The 24,734-nt window shown below is 38.8% G+C and carries 22 protein-coding genes and 1 tRNA gene; 9 read left to right on the forward strand and 14 right to left on the reverse strand.

Annotated features, from left to right (window positions below):
* The first annotated feature begins 442 nt into the window (after window positions 1-442).
* The 7 genes from V7K30_RS06415 to V7K30_RS06445 all read left to right on the forward strand — a co-directional run bounded on the left by V7K30_RS06415 (window position 443) and on the right by V7K30_RS06445 (window position 5,894).
* Window positions 443-715 (forward strand): hypothetical protein, encoded by a 273-nt coding sequence (locus V7K30_RS06415; protein ID WP_012410874.1) that lies wholly within the window; start codon window positions 443-445, stop codon window positions 713-715.
* A gap of 13 nt (window positions 716-728) precedes the next feature.
* On the forward strand, window positions 729-1,406 hold the full coding sequence (locus V7K30_RS06420; RefSeq protein WP_334998244.1) for an ABC transporter ATP-binding protein: 678 nt from the start codon (window positions 729-731) through the stop codon (window positions 1,404-1,406).
* 257 nt (window positions 1,407-1,663) lie between these two features.
* On the forward strand, window positions 1,664-2,215 hold the full coding sequence (locus V7K30_RS06425; protein WP_334998246.1) for an NYN domain-containing protein: 552 nt from the start codon (window positions 1,664-1,666) through the stop codon (window positions 2,213-2,215).
* A 148-nt stretch (window positions 2,216-2,363) separates the two neighbouring features.
* Window positions 2,364-2,435 (forward strand) — tRNA-Asn (locus V7K30_RS06430).
* Window positions 2,436-2,459: 24 nt separating this feature from the next.
* Complete coding sequence (locus V7K30_RS06435) at window positions 2,460-3,638, forward strand: aminotransferase class V-fold PLP-dependent enzyme (RefSeq protein WP_334998248.1); 1,179 nt, start codon at window positions 2,460-2,462, stop codon at window positions 3,636-3,638.
* Window positions 3,639-3,787: 149 nt separating this feature from the next.
* On the forward strand, window positions 3,788-4,837 hold the full coding sequence (locus V7K30_RS06440) for a hypothetical protein (RefSeq protein WP_334998250.1): 1,050 nt from the start codon (window positions 3,788-3,790) through the stop codon (window positions 4,835-4,837).
* Window positions 4,838-5,132: 295 nt separating this feature from the next.
* Entirely contained in the window at window positions 5,133-5,894 is a 762-nt protein-coding gene (locus V7K30_RS06445; RefSeq protein WP_334998252.1) for a hypothetical protein, read from the forward strand.
* Window positions 5,895-6,181: 287 nt separating this feature from the next.
* On the opposite strand, the gene V7K30_RS06450 is transcribed toward V7K30_RS06445, so the two are convergent.
* Together V7K30_RS06450 and V7K30_RS06455 are read right to left on the reverse strand one after the other, a co-directional pair.
* Complete coding sequence (locus V7K30_RS06450; protein WP_334998392.1) at window positions 6,182-7,021, reverse strand: M56 family metallopeptidase; 840 nt, start codon at window positions 7,019-7,021, stop codon at window positions 6,182-6,184.
* Window positions 7,021-7,440, reverse strand: coding sequence for a BlaI/MecI/CopY family transcriptional regulator (locus V7K30_RS06455; protein ID WP_292770778.1), 420 nt, complete (start codon window positions 7,438-7,440; stop codon window positions 7,021-7,023). Before V7K30_RS06455 ends, V7K30_RS06450 begins: the two co-directional genes overlap by 1 nt.
* Window positions 7,441-7,776: 336 nt before the next feature.
* Here V7K30_RS06455 and V7K30_RS06460 point away from each other — a divergent pair, with 336 nt between their 5' ends.
* A complete protein-coding gene (locus V7K30_RS06460) occupies window positions 7,777-8,511 on the forward strand; it encodes a 2-phosphosulfolactate phosphatase family protein (RefSeq protein WP_334998254.1) in 735 nt (244 codons plus the stop codon).
* A 95-nt stretch (window positions 8,512-8,606) separates the two neighbouring features.
* Here the strand turns inward: V7K30_RS06460 and rfbD are convergent, their stop codons facing one another.
* The 12 genes from rfbD to asnB all read right to left on the reverse strand — a co-directional run bounded on the left by rfbD (window position 8,607) and on the right by asnB (window position 22,926).
* Entirely contained in the window at window positions 8,607-9,497 is an 891-nt protein-coding gene (gene rfbD, locus V7K30_RS06465; RefSeq protein ID WP_334998256.1) for a dTDP-4-dehydrorhamnose reductase, read from the reverse strand.
* 36 nt (window positions 9,498-9,533) lie between these two features.
* Window positions 9,534-10,079: a dTDP-4-dehydrorhamnose 3,5-epimerase gene (rfbC, locus tag V7K30_RS06470; RefSeq protein ID WP_334998258.1), complete on the reverse strand. Its 546-nt coding sequence runs from the start codon at window positions 10,077-10,079 to the stop codon at window positions 9,534-9,536.
* A gap of 116 nt (window positions 10,080-10,195) precedes the next feature.
* A complete protein-coding gene (locus V7K30_RS06475; RefSeq protein ID WP_334998260.1) occupies window positions 10,196-11,272 on the reverse strand; it encodes a glucose-1-phosphate thymidylyltransferase in 1,077 nt (358 codons plus the stop codon).
* A gap of 99 nt (window positions 11,273-11,371) precedes the next feature.
* Complete coding sequence (locus V7K30_RS06480) at window positions 11,372-12,442, reverse strand: glycosyltransferase family 4 protein (RefSeq protein ID WP_334998262.1); 1,071 nt, start codon at window positions 12,440-12,442, stop codon at window positions 11,372-11,374.
* A gap of 18 nt (window positions 12,443-12,460) precedes the next feature.
* Window positions 12,461-13,378 carry a glycosyltransferase family 2 protein gene (locus tag V7K30_RS06485; protein WP_334998264.1) on the reverse strand — a complete coding sequence of 306 codons (918 nt, stop codon included), beginning with the start codon at window positions 13,376-13,378 and terminating at the stop codon, window positions 12,461-12,463.
* Window positions 13,375-14,403: a glycosyltransferase family 2 protein gene (locus V7K30_RS06490; protein ID WP_334998266.1), complete on the reverse strand. Its 1,029-nt coding sequence runs from the start codon at window positions 14,401-14,403 to the stop codon at window positions 13,375-13,377. Before V7K30_RS06490 ends, V7K30_RS06485 begins: the two co-directional genes overlap by 4 nt.
* Before the next feature lie 298 nt (window positions 14,404-14,701).
* A complete protein-coding gene (locus V7K30_RS06495) occupies window positions 14,702-15,829 on the reverse strand; it encodes an NAD-dependent epimerase/dehydratase family protein (protein ID WP_334998268.1) in 1,128 nt (375 codons plus the stop codon).
* 68 nt (window positions 15,830-15,897) lie between these two features.
* The gene (locus V7K30_RS06500) at window positions 15,898-16,569 is read right to left on the reverse strand and encodes a class I SAM-dependent methyltransferase (RefSeq protein WP_334998270.1); all 672 of its coding nucleotides are present in this window, start codon (window positions 16,567-16,569) and stop codon (window positions 15,898-15,900) included.
* Between the two features lie 39 nt (window positions 16,570-16,608).
* Entirely contained in the window at window positions 16,609-17,679 is a 1,071-nt protein-coding gene (locus V7K30_RS06505) for an NAD-dependent epimerase/dehydratase family protein (RefSeq protein ID WP_334998272.1), read from the reverse strand.
* Entirely contained in the window at window positions 17,672-19,000 is a 1,329-nt protein-coding gene (locus tag V7K30_RS06510; protein WP_334998274.1) for a glycosyltransferase, read from the reverse strand. Before V7K30_RS06510 ends, V7K30_RS06505 begins: the two co-directional genes overlap by 8 nt.
* A gap of 67 nt (window positions 19,001-19,067) precedes the next feature.
* Complete coding sequence (locus V7K30_RS06515; RefSeq protein ID WP_334998276.1) at window positions 19,068-20,873, reverse strand: hypothetical protein; 1,806 nt, start codon at window positions 20,871-20,873, stop codon at window positions 19,068-19,070.
* A gap of 205 nt (window positions 20,874-21,078) precedes the next feature.
* Window positions 21,079-22,926, reverse strand: a complete 1,848-nt coding sequence (gene asnB, locus V7K30_RS06520; RefSeq protein WP_334998278.1) for an asparagine synthase (glutamine-hydrolyzing) — start codon at window positions 22,924-22,926, stop codon at window positions 21,079-21,081.
* A 464-nt stretch (window positions 22,927-23,390) separates the two neighbouring features.
* Between asnB and V7K30_RS06525 the strand changes: the two genes are divergently transcribed.
* Complete coding sequence (locus V7K30_RS06525; protein ID WP_334998281.1) at window positions 23,391-24,719, forward strand: class I SAM-dependent methyltransferase; 1,329 nt, start codon at window positions 23,391-23,393, stop codon at window positions 24,717-24,719.
* Window positions 24,720-24,734 lie beyond the last annotated feature (15 nt).

Genomic DNA, 24,734 nt, shown 5'->3' on the forward strand with positions numbered 1-24,734 from the left:
GACCAACCTACGAATACGAAGCGATCGCGCTTGAGCCAGTCGTCTAGAACGTCAAACCACCCTCTACTGGGGGCACGTCCAACTGCGATGGTCATTAGAGCAAATCTCCAAATGTTTATAAGTACAGGTTGTATCTGTATTATAGATGGCTATATAAAAGCCTTCCACAAGCAGAAAGTTAACCGGGTTGTTAACCAAGTTTACAATTTTTTACATACCTTTAATCATATTAGGTGTAAATCGCTAATTTTTCTAGGGGATTTGTCATAAAAATTAATTTTTTATTCAGAAGAGGGGGAGTAGGGAGTAGGGAGTAGGGAGTAGGGAGTGGGGGAATGAGGGGACAAGGGGAATAACCATGCCCAATGCCCAATGCCCATTTCCCTAGAATCACTCAGCTGACGCTAAAATGAGTCCTACAGTTAAATTTGATTATTGCTAAATGTTTACCATCGATTTAAGCATCAGAAACACTGCTTTCCCGATCTCAGTACAACGTAAGTCAGCAGAGGATGCTGAAGCTGTCTATCAGCTAATTTTGGCAGCTATACGCTCTGGGAACCCTGACATTGTGGAACTCAAGTGCGAGGGCAAGACAGAGAAAAAAATTGCTGTCCGCGCTAGTGAAATTTCTGGGGTGCAGATTGTTCAGAAAGATGGTACAACCCCTGGTGGTGGCAGACCTCCTGGCTTTTTCGCTGTAGCTGCTGAGTAACCAAGGTTGACAAATGGCTCAAGTGGGCATTGAGGTCAAGGATTTAAATTTCAGCTGGCCTAATGGAGAGCAAGTTATCAAATCTTGCTCTTTAGAAGTACCCAAGGGTGAGTTTTGGATGCTCTTGGGTACAAATGGCAGTGGAAAATCAACGTTACTTAGACTGCTGGCGGGGCTATTAGCTCCTGAATCTGGCGAAATTCGGGTTTTGCACCCTGTTGGCTTTGTCTTCCAAAATCCGGATCATCAACTGGTGATGCCAACGGTTGGTGCTGATGTGGCTTTTGGATTGGTGGAAGAAAAGTTGCCACCTGCTGCAACTAGAGCAAGGGTTGAGGAGGCGCTAGGGGCAGTGAATTTGCTTGCCTTCCAACGACGCCCTATTTATGCACTTTCTGGGGGACAGAAACAGCGAGTTGCGATCGCAGGTGCGATCGCCCGCCGCTGTGAAGTCTTATTATTAGATGAACCCACTGCTTTACTAGATCCAGATAGCCAGTTGGATTTAGTTGCTGGTGTGCGCCGCCTCGTCAAAAGTCGAGGTATTACAGCCCTGTGGGTAACACATCGATTAGACGAGTTAAATTACTGTGACGGCGCTTTCTTGCTAGAAAAAGGCTCTCTTGTTGATGGGGGTGAAGCCCAGCGCCTTAAACAACGTCTGATGGAGGTACACAGCGAAGCCTCTTAATTAAGTGCTGAGTGCTGAGTAAATAAGTAAAATTCATTGCACTCAGCAATCAGCACTCCTGAACACTACTGAAAAAGAACTACAACGCGCCTTTTAAACAAAGGCGCTTTTTAATTTGGTGCGTCTGTCTTAGGTTGTAGTTTTGTGAGGCTATCGTATTTTTTATTCTGTGTAGCATAGTGTTACAGACAATGCATCAATTATTATAAAACTTATGAATGAATTTTGTTAACTCTAGAAAATTGTGATTAAAAACCATGCCCCGTTCCTTACTCCAAGCCGTTTTGTTAGTGGACGGCTACAATATAATTGGCGCTTGGCCTTGCCTTAAAAAAACGCGTGATCGTGTTGGACTAGAGGCAGCACGGGGTGAACTTGTGGAAGCAATGACTGGTTATAGTGCGTTTCAAGGTTATGCAACTCAGATAGTTTTTGATGCCCAATATCAGAACTCCTCTAGTAATAAAGAAATAATTACTGAGCTTTTATCAGTTTATTACACTGATTTTGGGCAGACAGCAGATACTTATATTGAAAAATCCTGTGCGTCTATGCGCCAGCAAATAGCCCAATGTTTGATTTCTCGTGTGATTGTTGCTACATCAGACCGGGCACAGCAGTTGATGATACAAGGGTATGGGGCTGAATGGTTGTCGGCACAACAACTCTGTGGGGAAGTGGAAACTAGCGTCTGCCGGATGCGACAAAAGTATCATACGCGCAAACAATCTAAAAGTAGGTTTTTAGCGAATGCTATTGATGCTAAAGCGCGGCAGCGTCTGGCTGAGTTACGAATGGGATTACAGTAGATATCAGTATTTATATTTAAAAGTCTCTGCTTAAGTTTCTGAATGGATTTTGACTGCAAAAATTCTATAATTAAGCATCTAAAAAAAATATTGGCGAAAGTACTTGCCAAATCCGATTTTTAGCCCTAAGATTATAAATCGTGAGTGGTCCTCAGTAGCTCAGTGGTAGAGCGATCGACTGTTAATCGATTGGTCGCTGGTTCGAATCCAGCCTGGGGAGTTGAGCAATTTTGGATTTTAAATTTTGGATTCTAAATTATCCATCAGAGGTTTATGGTCGCTTGACTCGGCTGTGACGTTTCTGAATCATGGGTCTTTTGGTGCTTGTCCTAAACAAGTGCTGGAATTTCAACAACGTCTGAGGTTGCAACTAGAACAGGAACCTCTACGCTTTTTTGGTAGAGAGTGGGAACCCCTGCTAGACGATGCGAGAAGTAAGCTGGCGGCGTTTGTGGGTGCTGATGTCGAGGATTTGGTATTTGTCCCCAATGCGACGACTGGTGTTAACTCGGTGTTAAGGTCGCTGAGGTTTTCACCAAAAGACGAAATACTTACAACCAACCACGAATATAATGCTTGTCGCAATGCACTTGATTTTGTTGCTAGTCGCACTGGGGCGCGGGTAGTGGTGGCAAAAATTCCTTTCCCTATTGACTCGCAACAGCAAGTAGTAGCAGCAGTAATTGAGCGAGTTTCGTCAAAAACCCGATTAGCACTTTTAGATCATGTTACCAGCCAGACAGGGCTAATTTTCCCGATTCAAGAGTTGGTGAAGGAGTTACAACAACGGGGTGTAGATACATTGGTAGATGGTGCCCATGCGCCTGGAATGATTTCCCTGAATTTGCGAGAAATTGGTGCAACTTATTACACCGGGAATTGTCATAAATGGCTGTGTGCGCCCAAAGGAGCAGCATTTTTGTATGTGCAACGAGATAAACAGTCAGAAATTCGTCCTCTGACAATTAGCCACGGGACAAATTCACCACGGACTGATAAAACACGCTTTCAGTTGGAATTTGATTGGACAGGTACAGATGATCCTACAGCTTATATGTGTGTACCAGAAGCGATCGCTTTTATGGGTTCGTTGCTACCTGGTGGGTGGAAAGAATTGATGCAGCAAAATCATCAGCTAGTATTGCAGGGAAGACTGCTACTTTGTGAAGCGCTAGAAGTGCAGCTGCCTTGTCCAGAGGAAATGATTGGTTCAATGGCGGTTGTGCCAATGCCTGCGATGTTGGAAAACCGCGATTTTATGGCTGTACACGATGAGTTGTTTGATAAGTTTGGGATTCAAGTGCAGATGATTCCGTGGCAGGAAAAACCTCGGCTACTGGTGCGGATTTCGGCGCAGATTTACAATAGGCGGGAGGAGTATGAGTATTTGGCAAAGGTGATTGTGGAGTTGTTCAAAAGTTGATGAGCAAGTATTAAGTGATCTCCTCGCACTGATTCTGAGTTAAAAGTAATCCAAAGTCTTATGATTCGAGGTATGGGGTATAAAGGTAGCAATACAGTTGTGCCAAAATATCCAAGGCACAGAGCAACCTGTATACAGGCTAATTTGCCGTGAATTTACCGGAGTGGAACGAAGACCTAAACAGTTTAGAAGCTAAAACAGCTGCTAAAAAACTTAGTCCTCAACAGAAGTTAATTTTGCTTGTTGAATTAGATCAGCTAAAAGTTTGGTATTCAGCAGCAAAAGAATCTCACAAACCAGAATGGTTTCAACAAGCTAGTATATGGGGATTTCCTTGGAAGCCAGGAAACAATAGAGAGATTTTGACACCATTTTTTAAATTTTTTGGGCAAGGATCAGAATGGTCAGCATCCAAGCGAGCTTCTTGGTCTAAATCTCTAGCAAAGTTAGAGTATCGTGGTTTAATTATTCGGAATAATTACAATTGTCAGCCTCGCCTATCTACCGATACTCCGCCACCTAAGCGCACCACAGCAATTAAATTTACCTACTTAGGTTACATAGTAGCCAACTTGGTTGATACACAAGGCTCAGTGTTTCCAGCCAAGCAGTTGCGGAAAGAAAGCGAAGCTAAATTGAGGATTGCTGAGATAAACAAACATTTGGACAGTCCACAAGTTAGAAAAGCAACTCGAAAACTCAGCCGTTTACAAAAAAGAATTTTGAGCGTTTTGGAGTTTCGGATGCAAGTAGTAGAGGAGGAAGATATTAAGTTTTCTAATCCTGACCTTGCTGATGAAGATCAAACTGGTGACTCTAATCCTGACCTTGCTCATTACATTGATGACTTGGGATTTCCGTGGTGGCTTCATCCATCAGAATTTTATGAGAAAAATATTGAGAATAAAAGCTTAAGTAAATATACATCATCTGACCGTTCTGACCTGTCTCGCTCTCTTAAGAGACTAGAAAATCGGGGCTTGATTATCCGTAATAATTACAAAAACTTACCTCGAAAGTCTAATAAGATAGCGGCTCCTAAGTACAGTACGCATATAAAAATTACTACTTTGGGGCGAGACGTAGCCAAATGGCTGATGAAGGGAAATCACTACGTTGGCGATACAAATTTATCTTGCAAACAACGTAAACAGCTAGTAAACCAAATAAAAAAACGGTTAACAAATAAGCGAAACTAACAAAACCCATTTGTTAGCTTTTTGTCAAAACGGCTAACATTAAAATTTCCAAAAAAATGTCAGCATTGCTTTGTGCTGTAAGCAATGTGGCTGTTTACTCACGTAATGTAGTGCGGGTAAATATTTCATAATTCCTCAATTGCCGGGATATATTTCTGTTTAACCTAAATGCTGAGTTTCCTATAGCTCCATGCATTGATGGTGAATCTCCAACTGAGAGCATCACTGCCTAAAGAAAGATCCTTTAGCTGTGACGAATCAGGGAAAGTTCATCTTTTAAACATCAAAGTTCAATATGAATCACCAACAGCACAATATATCTGGGCTTTTTCAGCCTTTATCCTCGTTTGGGCAAAAACTGGAAGAATATAAGCAACTGGAGTTAAATCTTCAACGTCCCATTTCGCTTAATGGTCTATCCTTCTACCAGGATGAATTTGACGGAAAACTTCGTCCGGCTATAGGCACAGTGTTTAACACCACTTGGTCTAAGAAAACTATCACTGTTCCAAAACGGCAGCAAAATCTAGATAAACGAGAATCAGATTGGATTGCCTATAGAAATCGTACTGAGGGAGCATCTTTTCATAAAATGATGGAGCAGCACTTTAATAATCAGCCTTTAGCGCACTACTGCGATCGCATTAAGGCTTATCGACTTAGCATAGAACCAGTTATAGAAAAAATCAGTGAAGTTCACCTTGTAGAAAAGGTAGTTCCTTGGAAAGGAATTTTACCCTATGCTGCCAAGCTAGATTTTATGGGCAAATACGATGGAATACTTCATGTAATTGAGTGGACATCAAGCACGCAGGCTATTTCTGAGTTAGCATTTCTCGGCAATGGCAATAAGTTAGAGCAAGTAACTGCCCAAGTCAAGGCAGTTCGGAATTTTTACAATCTGGAAATTAGTCATGCACTAATTGTTGTTGCCCACCCTTACACAGATGCAACTGTTTTTACTCTTGAACTAAAAGACTTGGCTAACTGCTGGGAAAATCAGTTAGTGCCTCGTCTGAAACGATTTTACGGCGACCAGATGTCACTTGCTTGTTAACTAAACAAGCAAAAAACAGCGATCGCTTACCTTCCTGCCTATAGGACTCATATTTGATTTTTGAAAAAACTCAGTACAACTCAAAGAGGCTTCTTCCCTACTCCCCACTCCCTACTCCCTACTCCCAGCCTACGCAAATAATTTCACAAATCAAATCGGATTGCTATAGTACTTGAGGAATAGTAAGCGATCGCGTCGATATTTGCATTTTGAACAGATGCGATAGTTGTCAGTACAATTATTAATTGACTCCCCTGATAATTGTATTATTTAGGCCAAATTACTTATTATGTGTGAAATATCACAGCTACTAGAGGCAATAACGCCAAAAGAAAACCATGCCAAGACTGCAATTGAGATTCTTGGATTGGTTCTGGTGGCGCTAATAGGGCTTCAATTCTCTGTTCTAAGCGATCTGCACCAGAAGAACCCAATGCAGCACAGCAAATTTCCGATAATACTGGGCTGGTACTCACTACTAATAAAAGTGATTCCGCTAACACCAAAGGGTCTACCTGCAAGGCTGCATAACTATCGGCACGGAGTTCGCGCAAAGCTAACAGTTCTTCCCACAAAGACTCTGTATTTGGCAACCATGCTGTGCAGGAACGCACCCAACCCAGCCAAAAAAACCAGAACGTATCCCTATAATAATGATGCCCTTGCTCATGCGCTAAGACGCTTTCTAAATGATCTGGTGAGAGAGTTTGCAGTAATCCCTGGCTAATCACTAATTCTGGTTGCCAAAAACCAATTTGACCCGCAAACAACGCGCCCGTTTGCAGTAACCTGGCTCGTTTATCCCCCAAATTCACCAGAGGACAGTTACGCGCAGATTCCACAGACTGCCAACCCTGGAAGGCAAGTTTAATACATAAAATGGCAAAAAATGCTATATAAATTAATGCCACCACATAGCTGACGGAGCCTGTGTACATCCCGCCCATTTCTCCTTGAGGCCCCATAAACAGCACAGCGATCGCAGTCATGAAAATTAGCAAGGGGGGGAAGAGGAACAAAAATAGCGATCGCCTCCACCGCAGACTCCAACTTCCTTGGTGTTGATTCCAAGAGGATCTTAACCACCAGGCAACTGCCAAAGCATTCAAAATCATTATTAGATGCATCATTTTTCCTCCCTGGCTTGGCGTGCTGATTGAATGCGTTTGGCGATCGCGGCTATTTGCTCACTAGCTGCTTCATCCAGACTATCGGCGAAGGCAGCAACAACATCGGGGTTTCCCACCGCTAAAAATCGCTGTAACTGCTCGTGAGCTTTGATCACATCTGCTTGCTGCTTACTCAGCATTGGCCGCCAATAGAATGCTCGCTCTTTTTTGTCGCAGGCTAGCCAACCTTTATCAGTGAGGCGACGTAAGACGGTGGTTACAGAAGTATACGCTAATTCGCGGTTGGGATCAGCCAGAATGCGATCGTGTACATCCTTTACTGTGGCTGAACCAAGTTCCCAGATGATATTTAAAATTTCCGCTTCCAACGGGCCTAAAGATAGTTGTTTAGGGCGGTAGTCGGGTAAAGGTGCCATAGCAATTTGCGATTTGAGATTTTGGATAAGCTGAGTGGAGGTGAAAATTTGGGTTTTTATTTGGCAAGCTTAGTCAGTATGCGTAGTGGTGCTAACTTGGAATGCCAAATACAGCTTTAAAAGGTACGTTCTTGTTTTAGATTACAGGATAGTGCAGCAAATCTGAAAGTCTAAAAGCATAAAAATGGACTTTTTGAGTATTTATCTGTTGAATGACTTACATCGTGCATTTTGATGCTAAAAAATGCTTTAGGAGCAATTGTGACTATAGTTAGTGACATCAACTAGGTAGAATGTTATTTGCGGCAGTAGTATTAAAGCAGGTGTATCCAGCGCGTGAAGCTATTTGTATACCACACTCCTGAATTGACTCCAACGGATGAAGCGCCAGAATGTGCGATCGCAGTCGATGTCTTGCGAGCCACTAGCACAATTGCGACAGTTTTGGCAGCTGGAGGCGAAGCTGTACAAGTATTCAGCGATTTAGATCAGTTAATTGAAGTTAGCGAAAAATGGCCTCTTGAAAAACGTCTGCGGGCTGGAGAACGCGGCGGCGCGAAAGTAGCTGGCTTTGAATTGGGTAACTCTCCCCTCGACTGCACACCAGAATTGGTGCAGGGGAGGCGTTTGTTTATCAGTACCACAAATGGCACTCGTGCTTTACAACGCATACAAGACTCCCCAAATGTATTAGCAGCAGCCTTGATTAACCGGGCGGCGGTGGTGCAATTTCTCCAAGAGTTGCAACCAGAGACAGTATGGATTGTCGGTTCTGGTTGGGAAGGCAGTTTTTCTTTAGAGGATACAGTTTGTGCGGGTGCGATCGCTCATAGTCTTGTGCAGCAAACCCAGTTGTCACCAGAAGAACTCGCTGGTAATGATGAAGTAATTAATGCGATCGCTCTTTACTCTCAGTGGCAAGATAACTTATTGGGATTACTTCACCAAGCTAGTCACGGCCAACGATTGTTGCGTCTTGACTGTCAAGAAGATTTAAAATATTGTTCTCAAACTGATATTTTAGATGTCTTGCCCATACAACATGAGACGGGAGTTTTAAAAAGAGGATAGGGACTGGGGACTGGGGGAGCAAGAATTTTAGATTTTGGATTTTAGATTGAAATTTAATCCAAAATTTAAAATCCAAAATCCAAAATTGAATTGCCCTATGCCCTATGCCCACTCTTGAAATCTGTGAGCATTTGTCGGAGTCTTTGTCGCCAATGGGGGGGATAAGTTCCTAGAATTGCCGCAATTTTTCCACAAGCAAGGACGGAATAAGCAGGGCGACGGGCTGGTGTGGGATATTCGGCAGTTGTAATCGGGACAATACTTTCAACTTTTAAAGGGAAGCCCAGCTGTTGGGCTTCTTCAAAAATGGCAACAGCAAAGTCATACCAGCTAGCAACGCCGCTATTAGTGTAGTGATAAGTGCCGCTAATTTCTGGGGTTAACTGAGGAATCATCTGGGCTATGACTGTGGCTATATCTTGCGCCCAAGTCGGGCTACCAATTTGATCGGCGACAACACGAAGTTCTTGGCGTTCTGCACCTAGTCGCAGCATGGTTTTGACAAAGTTACTTTTGCCAAAGGTTCCATAAACCCAAGCAGTACGGAGGATGAGGTGGTGGGCGCAAGTTGCCCGAATTGCTTCTTCTCCAGCGAGTTTGGTTTTACCATAGACACTCAAGGGATTAGTCGCATCGGTTTCTTGATAAGGGCGATACTCATTACCATCAAAAACATAATCGGTCGAAATATGAATTAGAAAAGCTCCTAATTTTTGGCTTTCTTGGGCAATAATTAAGGGTGCAGTAGCATTAATAGCAGTAGCAAGTTCGGCTTCGCTTTCTGCTTTGTCTACAGCAGTGTAAGCTGCGGCGTTAATGATGATTTGCGGTTGGTTGGATCTGATAACACTGCACAGAGTATCAGTCTGGGCAAGGTCTATTGTTGGGCGTGCCACTGAGATAATATTGCCGTAAGAAGGCAGAATTTGTTGCAGTTCCTTACCCACTTGACCGTTGCTACCAATCAGCAAAATTGATTTACTCATCCTAATTAGTTCTCGAACCTAACGCAATCATTAAGCTTAATCAAATATTTCCGCAGTTTTCAAAGGTTTCCCGGCTTGGTCTTTAGCTGATAAAATCGGTGGCGCACTCAGAGGCCAATCTATAGCTAAATCCGGATCGTTCCATAGAATTGTGCGATCGCTTTGGGGCGCGTAGTAATCTGTAGTTTTGTAGAGAACTTCGGCTATTTCTGAAAGCGCCAGAAAACCATGAGCAAAGCCTGGTGGTATCCACAGTAGGCGTTTGTTCTCAGCACTGAGTTCATAACCCACCCATTTACCAAACGTAGTCGAACTTTTTCTAATATCTACGGCTACGTCAAAGATAGTGCCAACAATAGCCCGGACAAGTTTACCTTGGGGTTGTTGGATTTGGTAGTGCAATCCACGCAGGACGTTTTGTTTGGAGTAGGAGTGGTTATCTTGGACAAAGTTCGTAACAATACCAGTCTCTTGGGCAAATTTTTGGTCGTTGTAAGCTTCAAAAAAGAACCCGCGATCGTCTGCGAATACTTGGGGATCGAGTTGTATAACTTCGGGAATTTTGGTACCGACAATGCTCATTAATATTATTTCGAGTAACCCACCACAGTGTTAATTGTGAGAGTAATTTAATGCTTGTATTTTACAGCTAGTAGGTAACACTTCGACTGTGGCTTTTCCTGTTTTTAACAAGTAAATCACGTTAGTTCAATTTGACAGTCATCGCCAATTAGAAATCGCAAAGCTTTGGGGCGACGGGGCGCAAGAGTCAATTGTGCCCTTTGCCCAATCACACTATCAATAATACGCTGATGAATTCCAACAATTTTAGCAGCTTCTAAAATCACACTGTGTTCTAAATCAGTATCAATGAGTGTGACATTGTTAGCGATGCTACTATAAGGGCCAATAAAGCAGTTTTCTAAATGACAATTGCTACCAATGACTACTGGCCCCCGAATTGTGCAGTTAATTACTTTAGATTTTACCCCGATTTGGACTCGTCCAATAATCTGACTATGGGCATCAATTTCGCCCACAACTGATGCTGTCAGATAGGTATCGAGAATTAATCTATTAGCTTCTAATAAGTCATCTTTTTTACCCGTATCTAGCCACCAACCTTTGAGATTGTAGGCTAAAACTTGCTTTTCCTGATTAATGAGGTATTGAATAGCATCAGTGATTTCTAGTTCGCCTCTGGTCGAAGGTTCGATATTTGCGATCGCATCATAGATGAGGTGAGAAAAGAAATAAACCCCTACCAGTGCCAAATTTGAAGGCGGAACTTTGGGTTTTTCAATTAACTGTAATACCCGTCCTGTATCATCTACCTGAGCCACACCAAAGGCGCTAGGATTGGCAACCGAACGTAAGAGAATCAAAGCATCTGGCTGTTGTTGGCTAAATTGTTGCAGAAAGTAACGTAACTCACCTAATTGAATCAGGTTATCGCCCAAGTACATGACAAAAGGAGAATCTCCTAAAAACGGACGGGCGATTTGGACGGCATGAGCAAGTCCAAGTGGCTGGTCTTGGATGATGTAGGTGATGTTCGCTCCAAAGTATTCTCCATTTCCAGTTTTCGCTTGGACTTCTGCCCCAGTTTCCGGGCTGATGATGATGCCAATATCAGTAATACCAGCAGCGACCATTTCTTCAATGCCATACCATAAAACAGGTTTATTCGCAACTGGTACGAGTTGTTTTGCTCCGCTATAGGTGAGGGGACGTAGGCGTGTACCTTTTCCGCCAGAGAGAATTAGTGCTTTCATAAGGATTGAGGATTGATTACAAGTCATTAGTCAAGATAATCTGAAATCTGGACAAAATCCCAAATCCTGGCATCTAACATTCTGGCGTTAGATTATCTTTTATATGTAACGGGATAAAACTTCGACGGTTGCTTTTCCTGTTTTTTCCCAACTGAATTGTTGAGAGTGAGTGATACCGTGGCTAGAAAGGCGCGATCGCAATTCCGAATCAGTTGCAATAACCTGCATCGCCTCTGTAATTTCTCCTGTGTTGTAGGGGTTGATCAGAATCGCCGCATCGCCAGCCACTTCTGGTAAGGAGGAGAGATTGGAGGTAATGACGGGAGTACCACAAGCCATTGCTTCCAGGACAGGTAAACCAAAACCTTCCCAGAGACTGGGGAAAACCAGAGCGATCGCTTGATTGATTATTTTTGGTAATTCGCCATACGGTACATAGTCAAGGAACTTTACCTGATTAGTTATACCTAGTTTCTCTACTTGCGCTTTTAAAACTGGAGTATAACGGCGATCGCTTGGTCCTGCTAACCAAAGTTCATAGTCTTGACGGTTAGGCAGTGCGGCAAAGGCCGTAATTAAGCGTTCAGGATTTTTGTGAGGATTATGCCGTCCTAAATAGAGAAAATAATTTTGCGTTGGTAAATCCAAAAAACGAAACTTTTCGCTGTCGTATGCTAGTGGAATCGCAGTTATTTTGTCTTCGGTAACTCCCAAAAATTTTCTTAAATCTTCAGCAGTTGCCATTGAATCACAAATAACGTGCTTTGATTGTCTTATTACAGCACGAATATAATAGCTGCAATAAAGTCGCTGCGTTATAGAAAACCATTGTGGAAATCTTAAAGGAATTAAATCATGAACAGTAACGACATAAGAACAGGAAGAAAATAAAGGAGCCTCTGGGATAGGACAAAATAGTAATGTAGACTTCATCTGTCGATATAAATTTGGCAGTTTAAATTGCGTCCATAGCAGACGCTTTAAATGGCCTTTCATCCCAAAATCCGTCGTCATATCTGGTGGCGAATGATGAGATTTAATATCAGAAATTCCAATTGGACTTAATACATTAATGTCTAAATTTTTTAGCTCTTTTAATAAATTCAGACTATAGCTTAACCAACCTGTAGGCTGTGCTGGGGCAAAAGATAAATTGACTAATATAGGCATAATAAAGTTACTACATTATTAATTAGATACAGGTGCTTTGATAGCAGATTTTTTAATTGCAAATAACAAAATGATAACTTTTAGACTGTTAGGATTAGCTGTAGTTATAAATTCCCAAAAAAATTTATAGAAAAGATATATACGTAATAGTAATTGTTCCCACCAAGGGCGATGTTTTTGATAATAATAAATCTGGCTACGTCTATATTCTATAGCCATTGTATTTGCAGCCTTTTGAATCGAGTATCCTTTCAAATGAATCAAAGATACATGAGGCGTGTAGATAATTTTATATCCTTGATTCTGCGCTCTTTGGCATAAATCTGACTCTTCAAAATACATGAAAAAGTTTTCATCAAATCCACCTAATTCATCAAATAAAATTGAACGAATAAAAAAAGCAGCCCCTACAACAATATCGACCTCTTGAATTTCTTGGAATTTCTGCTCAATCAAATTTTGCTGAGAGATATTTTGATAAGCTTGGTGTATCTGACGAGCTTGATATTCACCTTGAATTCCTAATGCTGGTGAAATAGAAATTTGTAAACTACCATCTGAATTCAACAATTTTGGGCCAATAATTCCTACCTGTGGGTCTGCTTCCATCAACTTAATTAGATGCGGAAAAATATTACTAGTAAGTACCGTATCAGTATTTAATAAAAATAAGAATTCTCCACTAGCAAGTTTTGCACCTGCATTATTTCCTGCTCCAAAGCCGCGATTTTCTTTCTGTTTAACTAGGCGAATTTGGGGGTAATTTTCTGCAACTAATTCAACACTACCATCGCTAGAAGCATTGTCCACAAGAATGATTTCATAGGTAGGTACATCAATAAATTTTTGTATAGATTTTAAACAATCTGGTAGAATTTCTGCTCCATTATAGTTAACTAAAATAACGGATACTGAGATAGGTTGCTGCTGGTTCATTTGTTTTGGATATTGCTCTTGGTCGCTTGAAATATGGGCAACACCTTGAAGATATAATTTTGAACTCGTTGAATATCGAATAAAATTTTAAAAATTAAAATTCGTAGTGCTATGCCTTCAGAACGATATCCTACTTTTAAACTTTGGTAACACAGCTTAAAAACAGCCCAACCAAAATCTAATCGCCGATCATCAAAAGGATTAGACCAGCTTGAGTCTAATTGTTGGTAAAATCTAGCCTGAAATGCTTTACTCAAGTTACAATGAATTAAATAGCTTTTACCTGTAATTCGATATTTTTTCCTGAACCACAGCATAAGTTCAGTGTAAAAATTGCCCGCATTTTGCATTGCTCCTACTGCATTGGAACTATGGAGCCTATAGCGGACTAAAGGTTGCCGAATATGGCCAATTTTACCTTTTTGAATTGCAACCAATGCTACCCACCAATCGTGATGCAAACCAACCTCATTTCCTTGTGGAAAGGGTAGAATATAAGTGAGTAGAGAAGTACAAAACAACAACGAGCATCCCGTTACCACATTGCGAAGCAGTAATAACTCCATCGTAGCTTTTTCAGGATTACGTCCTTCAAAATTCCAGGTAGAAGGATGGATTATTTCATCATAACTGTTGATAAGTTCCAGGTCAGAATGGACTAGGAGCATTTGTTCTGAGCGTAGTTCTGTTATCAATATTTCTAGCTTTTCTGTTTGCCAAATATCATCTTGATCTGAAAAGGCGATCGCTGTAATACTAGGATCTTGAACACAGTATTGTAAACCCCGTTCAAAATTATAATAATGTTTAAGATTATGGCTGTGAAAATGATAGATAAATCGTGAATCATTTTCAATAATTTTCTGGATTTCAGTTTGATATTCCGGCTTAGAGCAGTCATCAACAATATGACAAATCCAGTTTTGCCAAGTTTGGTTTTGAATTGACTTAATCTGTTTATAAAAATATTCAAGTTGAGGATTATAGGTTGCTAAAACAATGCCAATTTTTTCTTTATCCTGCATTTGAGTTAAATTTATTTATCAGTTTGAAATAACGAAATCTTGTAATTAAAAGCAGAATCTTTGTGAGTCAGTGAAGGCTTGGTGTTCGTTGAAGAAGAATTCAGAAATCAGAATAAGAAAGTCGGGGATTCAAACTCACGACTACGAAAGTTGACCTCTAAGTATGCAGATTTAGTGGAGGTACAAAAACGCCTTTGATTCAGATGCCCGCGAACTCGCTACTACTGCGTCATTCGCCAGTCGGACTCCAATTCAATACTGAATTCTGACTCCTGACTCCTGAATTATTTTCTGGTTGTCAACTTTCACGTATTCTGACTAAACTAGTATTTTGAAAAGATGATTTAGTGAGTTTTAGATTAGTTTGTTTTCTAGATGCTTGAGCATAATAAATCTCCTCTAGTATCTGTTGAAGATTATAATTATATTCCCATCTTGGATAGTGAGAACGAAACTTCCTTACATCTGAAATGTACCAGATATGATCGCCAGACCGATTCTGTTCTGTATAGGTGTATTGCATCTTTTTACCTACAATCTTTTCGGAAATTGAAATTGCTTCTAACATAGAACAATTGCTATGTCGCGAACCCCCAATATTATAAACTTCTCCACATCTGGGATTTTCATAAAAATGGTAAAATGCATTGACCAGATCATAACTGTGTATATTATCTCTAACCTGTTTGCCTTGATAGCCAAATATGGTATAAGTTTCGCCAATTATAGTACATTTCATTAAGTACGCTAGAAAGCCGTGTAACTGAGCGCCAGAATGGTTCGGGCCAGTCAAGCAACCTCCTCTAAAGCTAGCAGTTCTCATGCCGAAGTATTTACCATATTCTTGAACTAGTATATCTGCGGCAACTTTAGAAGCACCAAATAAAGAATGTTTGGAGTTGTCAATTGTCATTGACTCATCAATGCCTTGTGTATATTGATGATTTGGTTCAATTTCCCAGCGAGTTTCTAACTCCTGCAAGGGTAAATAATTAGGAGTATCGCCATAGACTTTGTTTGTCGAGGTAAAGATAAAAATTGCATCAGGGCAGTATTGTCGAGTTGCTTCTAGTAATACTAAAGTACCATTGGCATTAACTGTAAAATCTGTATGAGGATCTTTTGCTGCCCAGTCATGGGATGGTTGTGCTGCTGTATGAATAATCAGAGAAATATTGGAAGAGTATTCTTGAAATAGGTTTTCGACTGCGGAGCGATCGCGGATATCAATATCATAGTGACAATAGCTCTCACCATATTTATCTTCTAGGATACGACGATTCCAATCTGTGGAAGCCGATTCCCCAAAAAATACCGCCCGCATATTATTATCGATACCTACAACATGAAAACCTTTTTGGGCAAAAAAATGAACCGATTCTGAACCAATCAGACCACAAGAACCAGTAATTAAAACGGTGGGCATAATATTTTAACTCAAGTCATACTACAATCAACAGTTTAGGATAAAATGGGCTTTCACTCCGAGTTAAACTAGAAGGGTTTAGTTGCTTTGATAAACATCTGCCCTCCTAGAAAATTCCAAAGGAATGGTAATTTGAGATAAAGCTTCAATAAATTAGGCGATCCTGGTCTACCTTTAGTTGAATATGGCAAAAATCTGGGAATTAAAACATCAATTTTGAACCCAAGAGTATGTAATAATTCTTGAAGAGAAAGATGGGTAATTGGTAATTGATGATCGATAAAATCATAATATTCCTTCATGGAATACTTGAAGTTTGGCTGTATAATTAATATGGCTCCTCCAGGCTTGAGGTAGTTAAAGCAAAATAACAAAACTTCGATTAGCTCCTCCTTATTGCTTAAATGTTCAAAAAAGTTTGAAACAAAGATTTTGTCAAAGCGTTCCGTTATTTTCTTCTGTTCTGTTAAGTTCAAAATATCCAGATTGAGAACATTGACATCAGGATTGGCAAAATTTTTAGAATCAGGATTGAGATCGATTAAATATTTTTTTCTTGCTTGAATATTATTAATAAACTCACAATAGCCTCCTCCAATATCTAAAGTAATTGAGTTATTTTCCACATACTTTTGCAAAAATTCCTCAATTAAGGTTTTCCACAGCGCTATTTTAGCTCTTCTTTGTTGATGGTCAAAACGGTTAGAGTAAAGCTTTTTCAGGTATTCATCTTGTTTCATAGGTTTTTGAGCACAAAAAGTTAGTTTTTAATAAACAGCTTAGGATAAAATTGGCTTCAGGGTTGTTTCATACTCAATAATCCAATTATAAATATCTCCGAGAGTTTGTTCTGGATTGATGATTGGTTTCCATCCGGTCTTAGAGCTTATCTTGGAAGAATCCGTAATATAAATGGGGATGTCACCTTGTCTAGCCGTTTCTTCTGATTTGATAGGAATAGATTTACCAGTAATTGCCTCGCATAATCTAGTAGTCTCTAATAGAGATAGACTATTATCAGCACCTCCACCAACATTTAAAACATCTCCATCTAGTTCTGAAAAATGTTCTAATTGATAATTAATCAAACTTAACAAATCTTCAATATGCAATAAATCTCTAACTTGTTTACCTGTACCGCCATAGCCTATGTAGCTTAGAGATTTTTCAAAATAGTGTGCGGCTAACCACAAAACAAAAACACCTTGGTCAACTTTACCCATCTGCCAAGGCCCTGTAATTACACCACAACGGTTGACTATTGCCTGAATACCATAAGCTTGCCGATACTCTTCGATTAGCATTTCCGAGGCAAGTTTGGTAGTACCATAAAGAGAACGATAGCTTTGAAGTGGAAATTCCTCTGCTATACCAAGATGAGATACTCCCGATATTGTCTGTTCAGGAGCAATGCTAAAGCGGGTTGGTAGTTCTACTAAGTTAACTGACTTAAGCGTTTCAATCGGATAAATACGACTAGTGGATAGAAAGAGCAAACGAGCATGAATTTGTCTAGCTAGTTCAAGGACATTGATAGTTCCTAATAAATTTGTTTGCAGGACGTATTGTGGAGAGGTAAATCCTGCAAGGACAGAAGGTTCAGCAGAACAATCAATGATGGTATCGATGTTATTAAAGATTCCAGGATCTAAATCGCTAGGAGAGCGAATATCACCGTGAATAAACTCAATATCTAGTTTTTTTAATCTGGGAAGGTTTAATTCTGAACCGCGCCTTCGGAGATTATCGAAACATATAACTTTCCAAAACGGGTGATGCTTTTTTAAACTAATTGCTAAGGAACTGCCAACAAAACCAGCTCCTCCTAAAATCAGAATATTCTCAGCCATTTGATTTCAACCTTTGATTTATTAGCAGTCTTTTTTTGCTGAGATGATAATCTCCACGCGATAAATGTTTTTCTAGCCAGATGTAGAGAACTATAAACAAATATCGACTACCCATTTCTTTTAGCTTTAGCTTAGAAACCCCTGTGGTTCTATTTCTCCAAGTAATGGGAATAGTTGTATAAGAATATCCTCTGACTATGGCTTTGAGTGGTATTTCTACTGTTAAATTGAAATGATGAGATACTAATGGAGAGATACCTTCAATAACTTCTTGACGATAAATCTTAAATGCATTAGTAGTGTCGTTAAATTTCAAGCCAAATAGGATTTGAATAAAAAGATTTGCTAAACGATTTACAATTAATTTGTGACTGGGATAGTCGATTACTTTACCTCCTTTAATGAAGCGGGAACCAAAAACACAATCGTATCCCTCTTGCAGTTTATGGTAGTAAGATACGATATCTTCTGGTGCATCTGAACTATCTGCCATAACCACTGCTACGGCATCTCCTGTAAAATTTTCTAACCCACAGCGAACTGCAAAGCCAAAGCCGTTGGGATAATAATTATTGAGATAACGCAGCTTGCTATTTTCCGAATTCATCTGCTGCAATAATTCTTCGGTTTTATCTTTGCTGTTGTCGTTAACAACTAAAATTTCGTAATCTATTTTTTCCTGTTCCAAAATTTGGCTAATAGTCTGAACAGTTTTAACTATGCAGTCTTCTTCATTGTAGGCTGGAATTACTATTGATAAAGTCTTGATAGATTTTACAGAATTATCTACGATATTTAGAACAGCTTTTTTGAATCCAGAATTTACTGATAAAGCTGGAGAAAATGATTCGGGATAATATGTATCTGGCGAATTGTCTGTTTGTGATTTGTTATGATTTTTTTGTTTTGGTGTTTTAAATACAAAGCGATCGCTAATCAAATAGTTAATTGAGGCGCTTAAAAGTGCGCCTATTAGAGTATTTATGGCATAGTTAACTTTTAACCAATCTAAAATAGGGAAGATAAGGAAAATGCGAGTAATGACTGCAACTCCAGCAGAAACATGGTAAAGCGGAAGTTGTCGTAAAAATACTTCTCTAAGGCTCCAAACGCCCCCAGTCCAAACCCAAGTTCGGTATATAAAAAAGCCAAATATTAGAGATATTTCAATTGATATTACATTGGCGATATTACGCAAAAAAGCTGTATTGAATCCTAACTTGTCAATTATTAAATAAATCAGTGCTAAATTTAGCGCTGCCGCTAAGCCACCACCTAGTAAAAACTTTAGTATTTTTGAGGGAAACATTTTTTTTAGCATTTTGGCTCTATTCCTCCCTTGACAATCCCAATAATAAATGCAATCGTTACTAAAGTAGGTTTCTTTTTTACTCCAGCACTTTAATCTTTGGTTCACTATTCAACTGTATGAACTGTTGACCGATTCGGTCATAAACCCAAGCCTTAATTACAGTTTCACCTGGTGGTATAGATTTTAGAGAAATATTTGCTTCCCAACCTGATGTCTCATAAAGACTTGACTTTAAAGCTGTAGCTACATCAGGTCTTTTTGCATTTATCAGCCCACTGGCAAAAAATGATTGATTATTGCCATAGGATAGTAAAACGATGGGTGGCTGTTCTTGACGTTCAGGAAGAATAGCCCAACCCGACAACTTTAAAGTATCGCTTCTGCGTAGATTTAATACTTGTTCTATTGTTGGGGGAAAGTCAATGTAACCGTGAAGTTTTTCAGGTTTAGTGATAAAAGTTATATTTCGAGGAAAATTTCTAAACTCTAATTTTTCAAGAGTTTTACTTAGTTCTCGTAGCTGCAATGTATCTGGGTAAATAAACTGTAAACAGTTACCAGGTGAATCACTGATAGATTTATCTATATAATTTATAATTTCTAAGCAATTTTTACTAGCTTTTCTCTGACTAAAAACATTTTGACCTTCTACAATGCTATTCGTAGAGCTAAAAACAAAAAGCGATATTAGAAATCCCAGGCAAAATCCTGAAAATATATATGTATCTATGTATGTGTTTTTATCTTGGCATTTATATAAAACCCATAATCGACACAGTTGTAGGCAAGATATGACTAATAATATTGAAACAGTTACATATCTTGATGAAGTAGCTTGCTCAACACCAAAACCAGATCTACCAACAGTAGTCATTAATGCAAATAAAATGGCAAACCAACCCAATGATAGCCAAGGGACTGCTTTATTGACAAACTCTGATTGATAATGTTTGAAACAGAAAATATTAAAAAATGAAAATAATAATAATATTATTAACCCAGTAATTATAGGATTCCAACTATTTTTGCCTAATGAAAAACCTATGATAGAGAAGAAATATTCAGATGCAATTAATGGCTGCTGGAAAATAAAGAATATATTAGGAAGAGTAGAGGGTTTTTCATAACCAATAGAGTAAATAGCAACACAAAAAACAAAAAGTACTATCCATACTAAAACCCTGATTTTTTTTTGTTTACTCCTCCCTTCAACTAAGTATACTGATGGTAGTAGTGCCAGCCAAGACAGTAATCCATGAGCCAACGAAAAGCTAGCAATAAAACAGCAAAGAGATGCAAGTGATAGTCTGGAATTAGGATGCAAATTTGTTGGTACTGTAAGAATAAAAACTGCTAGTAGTAGGCATGTATTTATTAAGAACCAAGCTATTTGAAATCCCCATAACCAATTCTCGGACTGAATTAAAGAAAAATTTACAATACAAATTGTAAAATTAAATAAATGAAATAATATTTTATTATCCTTATTGTAAGTACAAATTGCAATTCTATACAAAATAAGGAAATTTACTAAAGCCAGTAAAAGGCTAAAGTAAGTCTCCAATTTAATGTTCCACTTGGAGGATAATGCAAGGATAATAAATATTATTTTTGGGAAAAAAATACGATGCTCATTGTGTTGTTCAAAAAAATCTCCGAAGTTTGCAGTACCTCTATAAATTTTCTCAAAAAATTCTACTTGTTGCCATTCGTCAATCCAATAAGGTACGTTGACGCTGAAGGTACTAACAAACCAGAAAACTAGAATAACTGGTAGGGAATAAGCAACTAATAAGAGTATCTTTGTTTTTGGGAATGGAAGAGGTTTGTTATACATATTTGAAGATTGTCTGATATTTTGTATCATTTTGACTACTGCCATTAATTAATTGTGATTTGAAAAGATAGTTTTGTATAAATGCTATTAACTATACTGAAAGTGTAATAGTCTAAAGTAGTGCCGGGTTTTTAGGTAAGTTTTTCTTTGCTAAAAGAACAGTTTTTTCGCGAATCTGCACTTGAGAAATTAGATATTAGCTAACTTTTAGCTTGATAGTGAATTGTAGGTGTGGCTCAAGAAAATTTTACTAAAAAAATCTCATGTAATCATCACGCAACACTGATAATCTCAACTCAAATTTTCTATACCATTCAATTAGAAGTATCAGAGCAAAAATAAAGCGTTCTCGAATAATACCTTGCTGAAGATCAACCTTTACCATTTGACATATTTGGTTAATATCTAATCCTGGAAAGTGTATTCCAGCAAAATAATTATCAACTCCACCATGAGTCTCAAACCACTGTTTTAGCCAATTTGCCATAGGTAGTACAAACCCTTGTTTACGACGCTGCATGATTTCCTTAGGTAACCAACGCCCAGCCACGCGACGCAGAGCGATTTTGCTTATTTCGTTCGACATTCTCTCACGCTCTGGTAGATTTAGTCCAATTTCAACTAGTTGTGGCTGCAAAAATGGGGCACGTCCTTCTAAACTATGAGCCATTGCCATCCTGTCATATTTCACCAACAAATCATCAGGTAGCCAAGTTGCCATATCTGCACTACTGGCTTTTTGCAAAGGGTTTGCAGCAGAGTCTAGCCAAGATAGCAAGTCGCGTTCCCACTCATCCATTTCAGAACGCGATCGCCCCATGAGTTGTTCGCGCTGTGCTGCATCTGACAACAACGGAAATCCAGAAGGTGTGATTGGCAAAGGATTATGCACTAAACTTTGATATGATTCCGATGTATCAGGCGATCGCACCAATAATGCCTTAAGGCTGTTTTTCCAACTTTTTTTGGAGGCAAAACGATTATAGTAACTGTATCCGGCAAATATTTCATCTGCACCTTCTCCAGATAGCACCACAGTGACGTGTTGCTTTGCTTCTTTGCACAGCCAGTAAAGCGGTAGCATGGCTTGATCGCCAATTGGCTCATCCAAAGCAGCAGCTACCACAGGTAGCAATTGGGCAAAGCTGTTGTCATCAAACATGAAATGATGATGATTACTGCCAATAGCTTGAGATACTTGCTGAGCATAAATGCTTTCATCATGGTCTTTTGAAGAAAATCCCATAGAAAAGGTATCTATTTGGGGATTGTGCCGAGCGGCGATCGCTGCCACAATTGAACTGTCGAGTCCTCCTGAGAGAAAAACACCAACAGGTACATCAGCAATTAATCTTGACACAACAGCATTTTCTAGCTGTTTAGCTAATTCTTCATCAGATACGCGGCGTTGTTTATCAATGGGAATTTGATAGTAGCGAAATCTTTGTGGTACAGGGTTGTCTACCGAAATGCAAAGCCTTTCACCTGGTAATACTCGCTTAATATCTTTGAGAATCGTGCGATCGCCAGGGACAAAATGTAGCGCTAGATAGCGATCTAAACTCACAGGATCTATCTCGTTATTAACCCACGGCAATGCTGCCAAAGCTAACATATTTGAGCTATAAGCAAAACGCCCAAGGGCGTAGCAGTAAAAAAGTGGCTTTTCTCCAAAGCGATCTCTAGCAAGATGCAGCTCCCGACTTCTACGATCGAGAATGGCGATCGCATACATCCCGTCGATTTTTTCTAGTAGTCCGTCAATTCCCCATTGGGCAAAGCCATGAGCCAAAACTTCTGTATCGCTGTTAGTTTTAAAGACAAAACCTTGCTGTTCTAGTTCTTTTTTTAGCTTTTGGTAGTTATAAATTTCACCGTTTTGAAAAGCAATAATTTGTCCATCTTGACTGGTGAGAGGTTGCCAGCCCTGTTCTAAATCAATAATAGAAAGGCGACGCATTGCCATCCCCATAGAACCTTCAATGAAGTTTCCAGATCCATCAGGGCCACGAGCAAGCATCACATCTTGCATAGTCGCTATTAAGGCATTAGGAATCTTTTCTAGATTTATATCGATTAAGCCAACAATACTACACATAATTCCTCTCCACTTTTGTTATTTTATCAAAGTAAAATATAATACACTGACTTCGTTTATAGCAATACTATTTTATTTTTGAAAAAGCCTAAGTATACGTAGCGTGTATTACGGCTTCCGTAACGCACCATTCGTAAGGATTTGGTGCAGTCCTCTCGGCGATAAAACACCCTACGTATCTTTTCAGAAATAAAATATTAGTCCTATATTAAGTATTTTACTATTAAGCTTTGTTGAGAAATTTATCTTAGTATAATATGATCTGCTATTTTTAGAGCATATATTTCATGATTTAGCATTTAGCCTTGATTACTATGATGCTAAAATAATTTTTATAATTATAATTTATAAAACTTTGACGATAAGAAATTAGAGGTATTTGAAAAAAAAATTATTATCTATAGATCAGAAAACTTGCTGATCAGCTTAAAAAGTATCACATTAAATGTAAAGGAAATATTGAAATGTGGATTGATAGATGCATGGTATGTAAATATCTAGTGCGAGGTATTGTTTCATCTGAGAATACCACTACCTTGCCCTCAGATTGTTTGTCTTATAGAATCAATCAGGATAAAATATATAATTTGAAATCGGTATTTTTCAACGGAAAAACAAATGAATTTTACTTTAAATTTCCCATAACTTTATCAAAAAATGATCGGATTGAAATTTTAAATTCATCAAATGGTCAAATACTTCATTCGTTGTGTATTGAAGATGAATTTATTAATCCACTGCAAGTTTTAGCTCATTGTTTATTTCGTTTACCTGATTGGTCTATTGACAAAGTAAGAGTTGAGCAGGATTTAATTGAAATTGATGGCTGGATTTTGAAAGAGAATGTTTCTGCTACATACTCTCTGCAAGTGAATGGTGCGCTTATGGAAACTGTTTCAACATATAACCGCGCAGATGTAGTTGAAGCATTTCAAAATTTGGGATGTTTGAGTTTTGTTTCTGGATTTAAAGCTAATATTTCTTTTTCAAAAATTGAGCGACAAAAGTATCTCGAACAAGGACTTAGATTTGAACTTCATAGATCAGGAACTTCAAAAGAAGCCATAGCTGCTTCTTTTCACTATCCGAACGATTCTATTAATGGTCGCTATGCGCTACCAGATAATGAACAAGTTGAGCGTGTTTATGGTACTAATGATATACATATTTATATTAAAAATGGATATACTCATTTTAAAAGAATGAGAGATTTAATTTTATCGCTTTTTCCCGATGGTAATAAGTTGAGAATACTCGACTGGGGGTGCGGTTGTGCAGGCTTAGGAAGATACTTCATCGATGATAGTTATTTTGAGTATTTTGGTTGTGATATTGATAGTGACAATATCCAGTGGTGTAAAAATTTAATTGCAGAAAATGCTTTTACTGAGGTTTCACCTCAAGCACCAACACCTTATTTAGATGAGCAATTTGATTTAATATTTGGCATTTCTGTATTTTCTCACTTAAACGAACATAATCAATTTATTTGGTTGCAAGAATTGCATCGTCTATTGAAGCCAAATGGCTTTCTAGTTATATCAATATTAGGTACTCAAGCCATTAGCAAAATGCAATCTCCGCTTTGTCTAGATATTCTTGAGAAAGGTTTTGTTTTCTTTTGTTCTGAGCACAAAATTGGGGAAATTATAGACGATCAAAGCTATTATGGAACCGCATTTCACACTATAGATTATGTAATGGAGAACTGGACAAAATACTTTTCATTGTACCAATATACACAAAGTTTTCTAGGGCATCAAGATTTAGTCATTTTAAAAAAATGTAAATAATTGGTAGTATATTTG

It is taken from the genome of Nostoc sp. (assembly GCF_036917655.1).
Lineage (GTDB): Bacteria > Cyanobacteriota > Cyanobacteriia > Cyanobacteriales > Nostocaceae > Nostoc.

What these genes read in the sequence shown, in the direction of transcription:
- V7K30_RS06415 (WP_012410874.1), top strand. Translation starts at nt 443, where the DNA reads ATGTTTACCATCGATTTAAGCATCAGAAACACTGCTTTCCCGATCTCA.
- V7K30_RS06495 (WP_334998268.1), bottom strand. Translation starts at nt 15,829, where the DNA reads ATGCCCACCGTTTTAATTACTGGTTCTTGTGGTCTGATTGGTTCAGAA.
- V7K30_RS06525 (WP_334998281.1), top strand. Translation starts at nt 23,391, where the DNA reads ATGTGGATTGATAGATGCATGGTATGTAAATATCTAGTGCGAGGTATT.
- V7K30_RS06505 (WP_334998272.1), bottom strand. Translation starts at nt 17,679, where the DNA reads ATGGCTGAGAATATTCTGATTTTAGGAGGAGCTGGTTTTGTTGGCAGT.
- V7K30_RS06480 (WP_334998262.1), bottom strand. Translation starts at nt 12,442, where the DNA reads ATGCCTATATTAGTCAATTTATCTTTTGCCCCAGCACAGCCTACAGGT.
- V7K30_RS06425 (WP_334998246.1), top strand. Translation starts at nt 1,664, where the DNA reads ATGCCCCGTTCCTTACTCCAAGCCGTTTTGTTAGTGGACGGCTACAAT.
- V7K30_RS06515 (WP_334998276.1), bottom strand. Translation starts at nt 20,873, where the DNA reads ATGGCAGTAGTCAAAATGATACAAAATATCAGACAATCTTCAAATATG.
- V7K30_RS06455 (WP_292770778.1), bottom strand. Translation starts at nt 7,440, where the DNA reads ATGGCACCTTTACCCGACTACCGCCCTAAACAACTATCTTTAGGCCCG.
- V7K30_RS06485 (WP_334998264.1), bottom strand. Translation starts at nt 13,378, where the DNA reads ATGAACCAGCAGCAACCTATCTCAGTATCCGTTATTTTAGTTAACTAT.
- rfbC (WP_334998258.1), bottom strand. Translation starts at nt 10,079, where the DNA reads ATGAGCATTGTCGGTACCAAAATTCCCGAAGTTATACAACTCGATCCC.
- V7K30_RS06475 (WP_334998260.1), bottom strand. Translation starts at nt 11,272, where the DNA reads ATGAAAGCACTAATTCTCTCTGGCGGAAAAGGTACACGCCTACGTCCC.
- V7K30_RS06500 (WP_334998270.1), bottom strand. Translation starts at nt 16,569, where the DNA reads ATGAAACAAGATGAATACCTGAAAAAGCTTTACTCTAACCGTTTTGAC.
- V7K30_RS06490 (WP_334998266.1), bottom strand. Translation starts at nt 14,403, where the DNA reads ATGCAGGATAAAGAAAAAATTGGCATTGTTTTAGCAACCTATAATCCT.
- V7K30_RS06510 (WP_334998274.1), bottom strand. Translation starts at nt 19,000, where the DNA reads ATGCTAAAAAAAATGTTTCCCTCAAAAATACTAAAGTTTTTACTAGGT.
- V7K30_RS06450 (WP_334998392.1), bottom strand. Translation starts at nt 7,021, where the DNA reads ATGCATCTAATAATGATTTTGAATGCTTTGGCAGTTGCCTGGTGGTTA.
- rfbD (WP_334998256.1), bottom strand. Translation starts at nt 9,497, where the DNA reads ATGAGTAAATCAATTTTGCTGATTGGTAGCAACGGTCAAGTGGGTAAG.
- V7K30_RS06445 (WP_334998252.1), top strand. Translation starts at nt 5,133, where the DNA reads ATGAATCACCAACAGCACAATATATCTGGGCTTTTTCAGCCTTTATCC.
- V7K30_RS06420 (WP_334998244.1), top strand. Translation starts at nt 729, where the DNA reads ATGGCTCAAGTGGGCATTGAGGTCAAGGATTTAAATTTCAGCTGGCCT.
- asnB (WP_334998278.1), bottom strand. Translation starts at nt 22,926, where the DNA reads ATGTGTAGTATTGTTGGCTTAATCGATATAAATCTAGAAAAGATTCCT.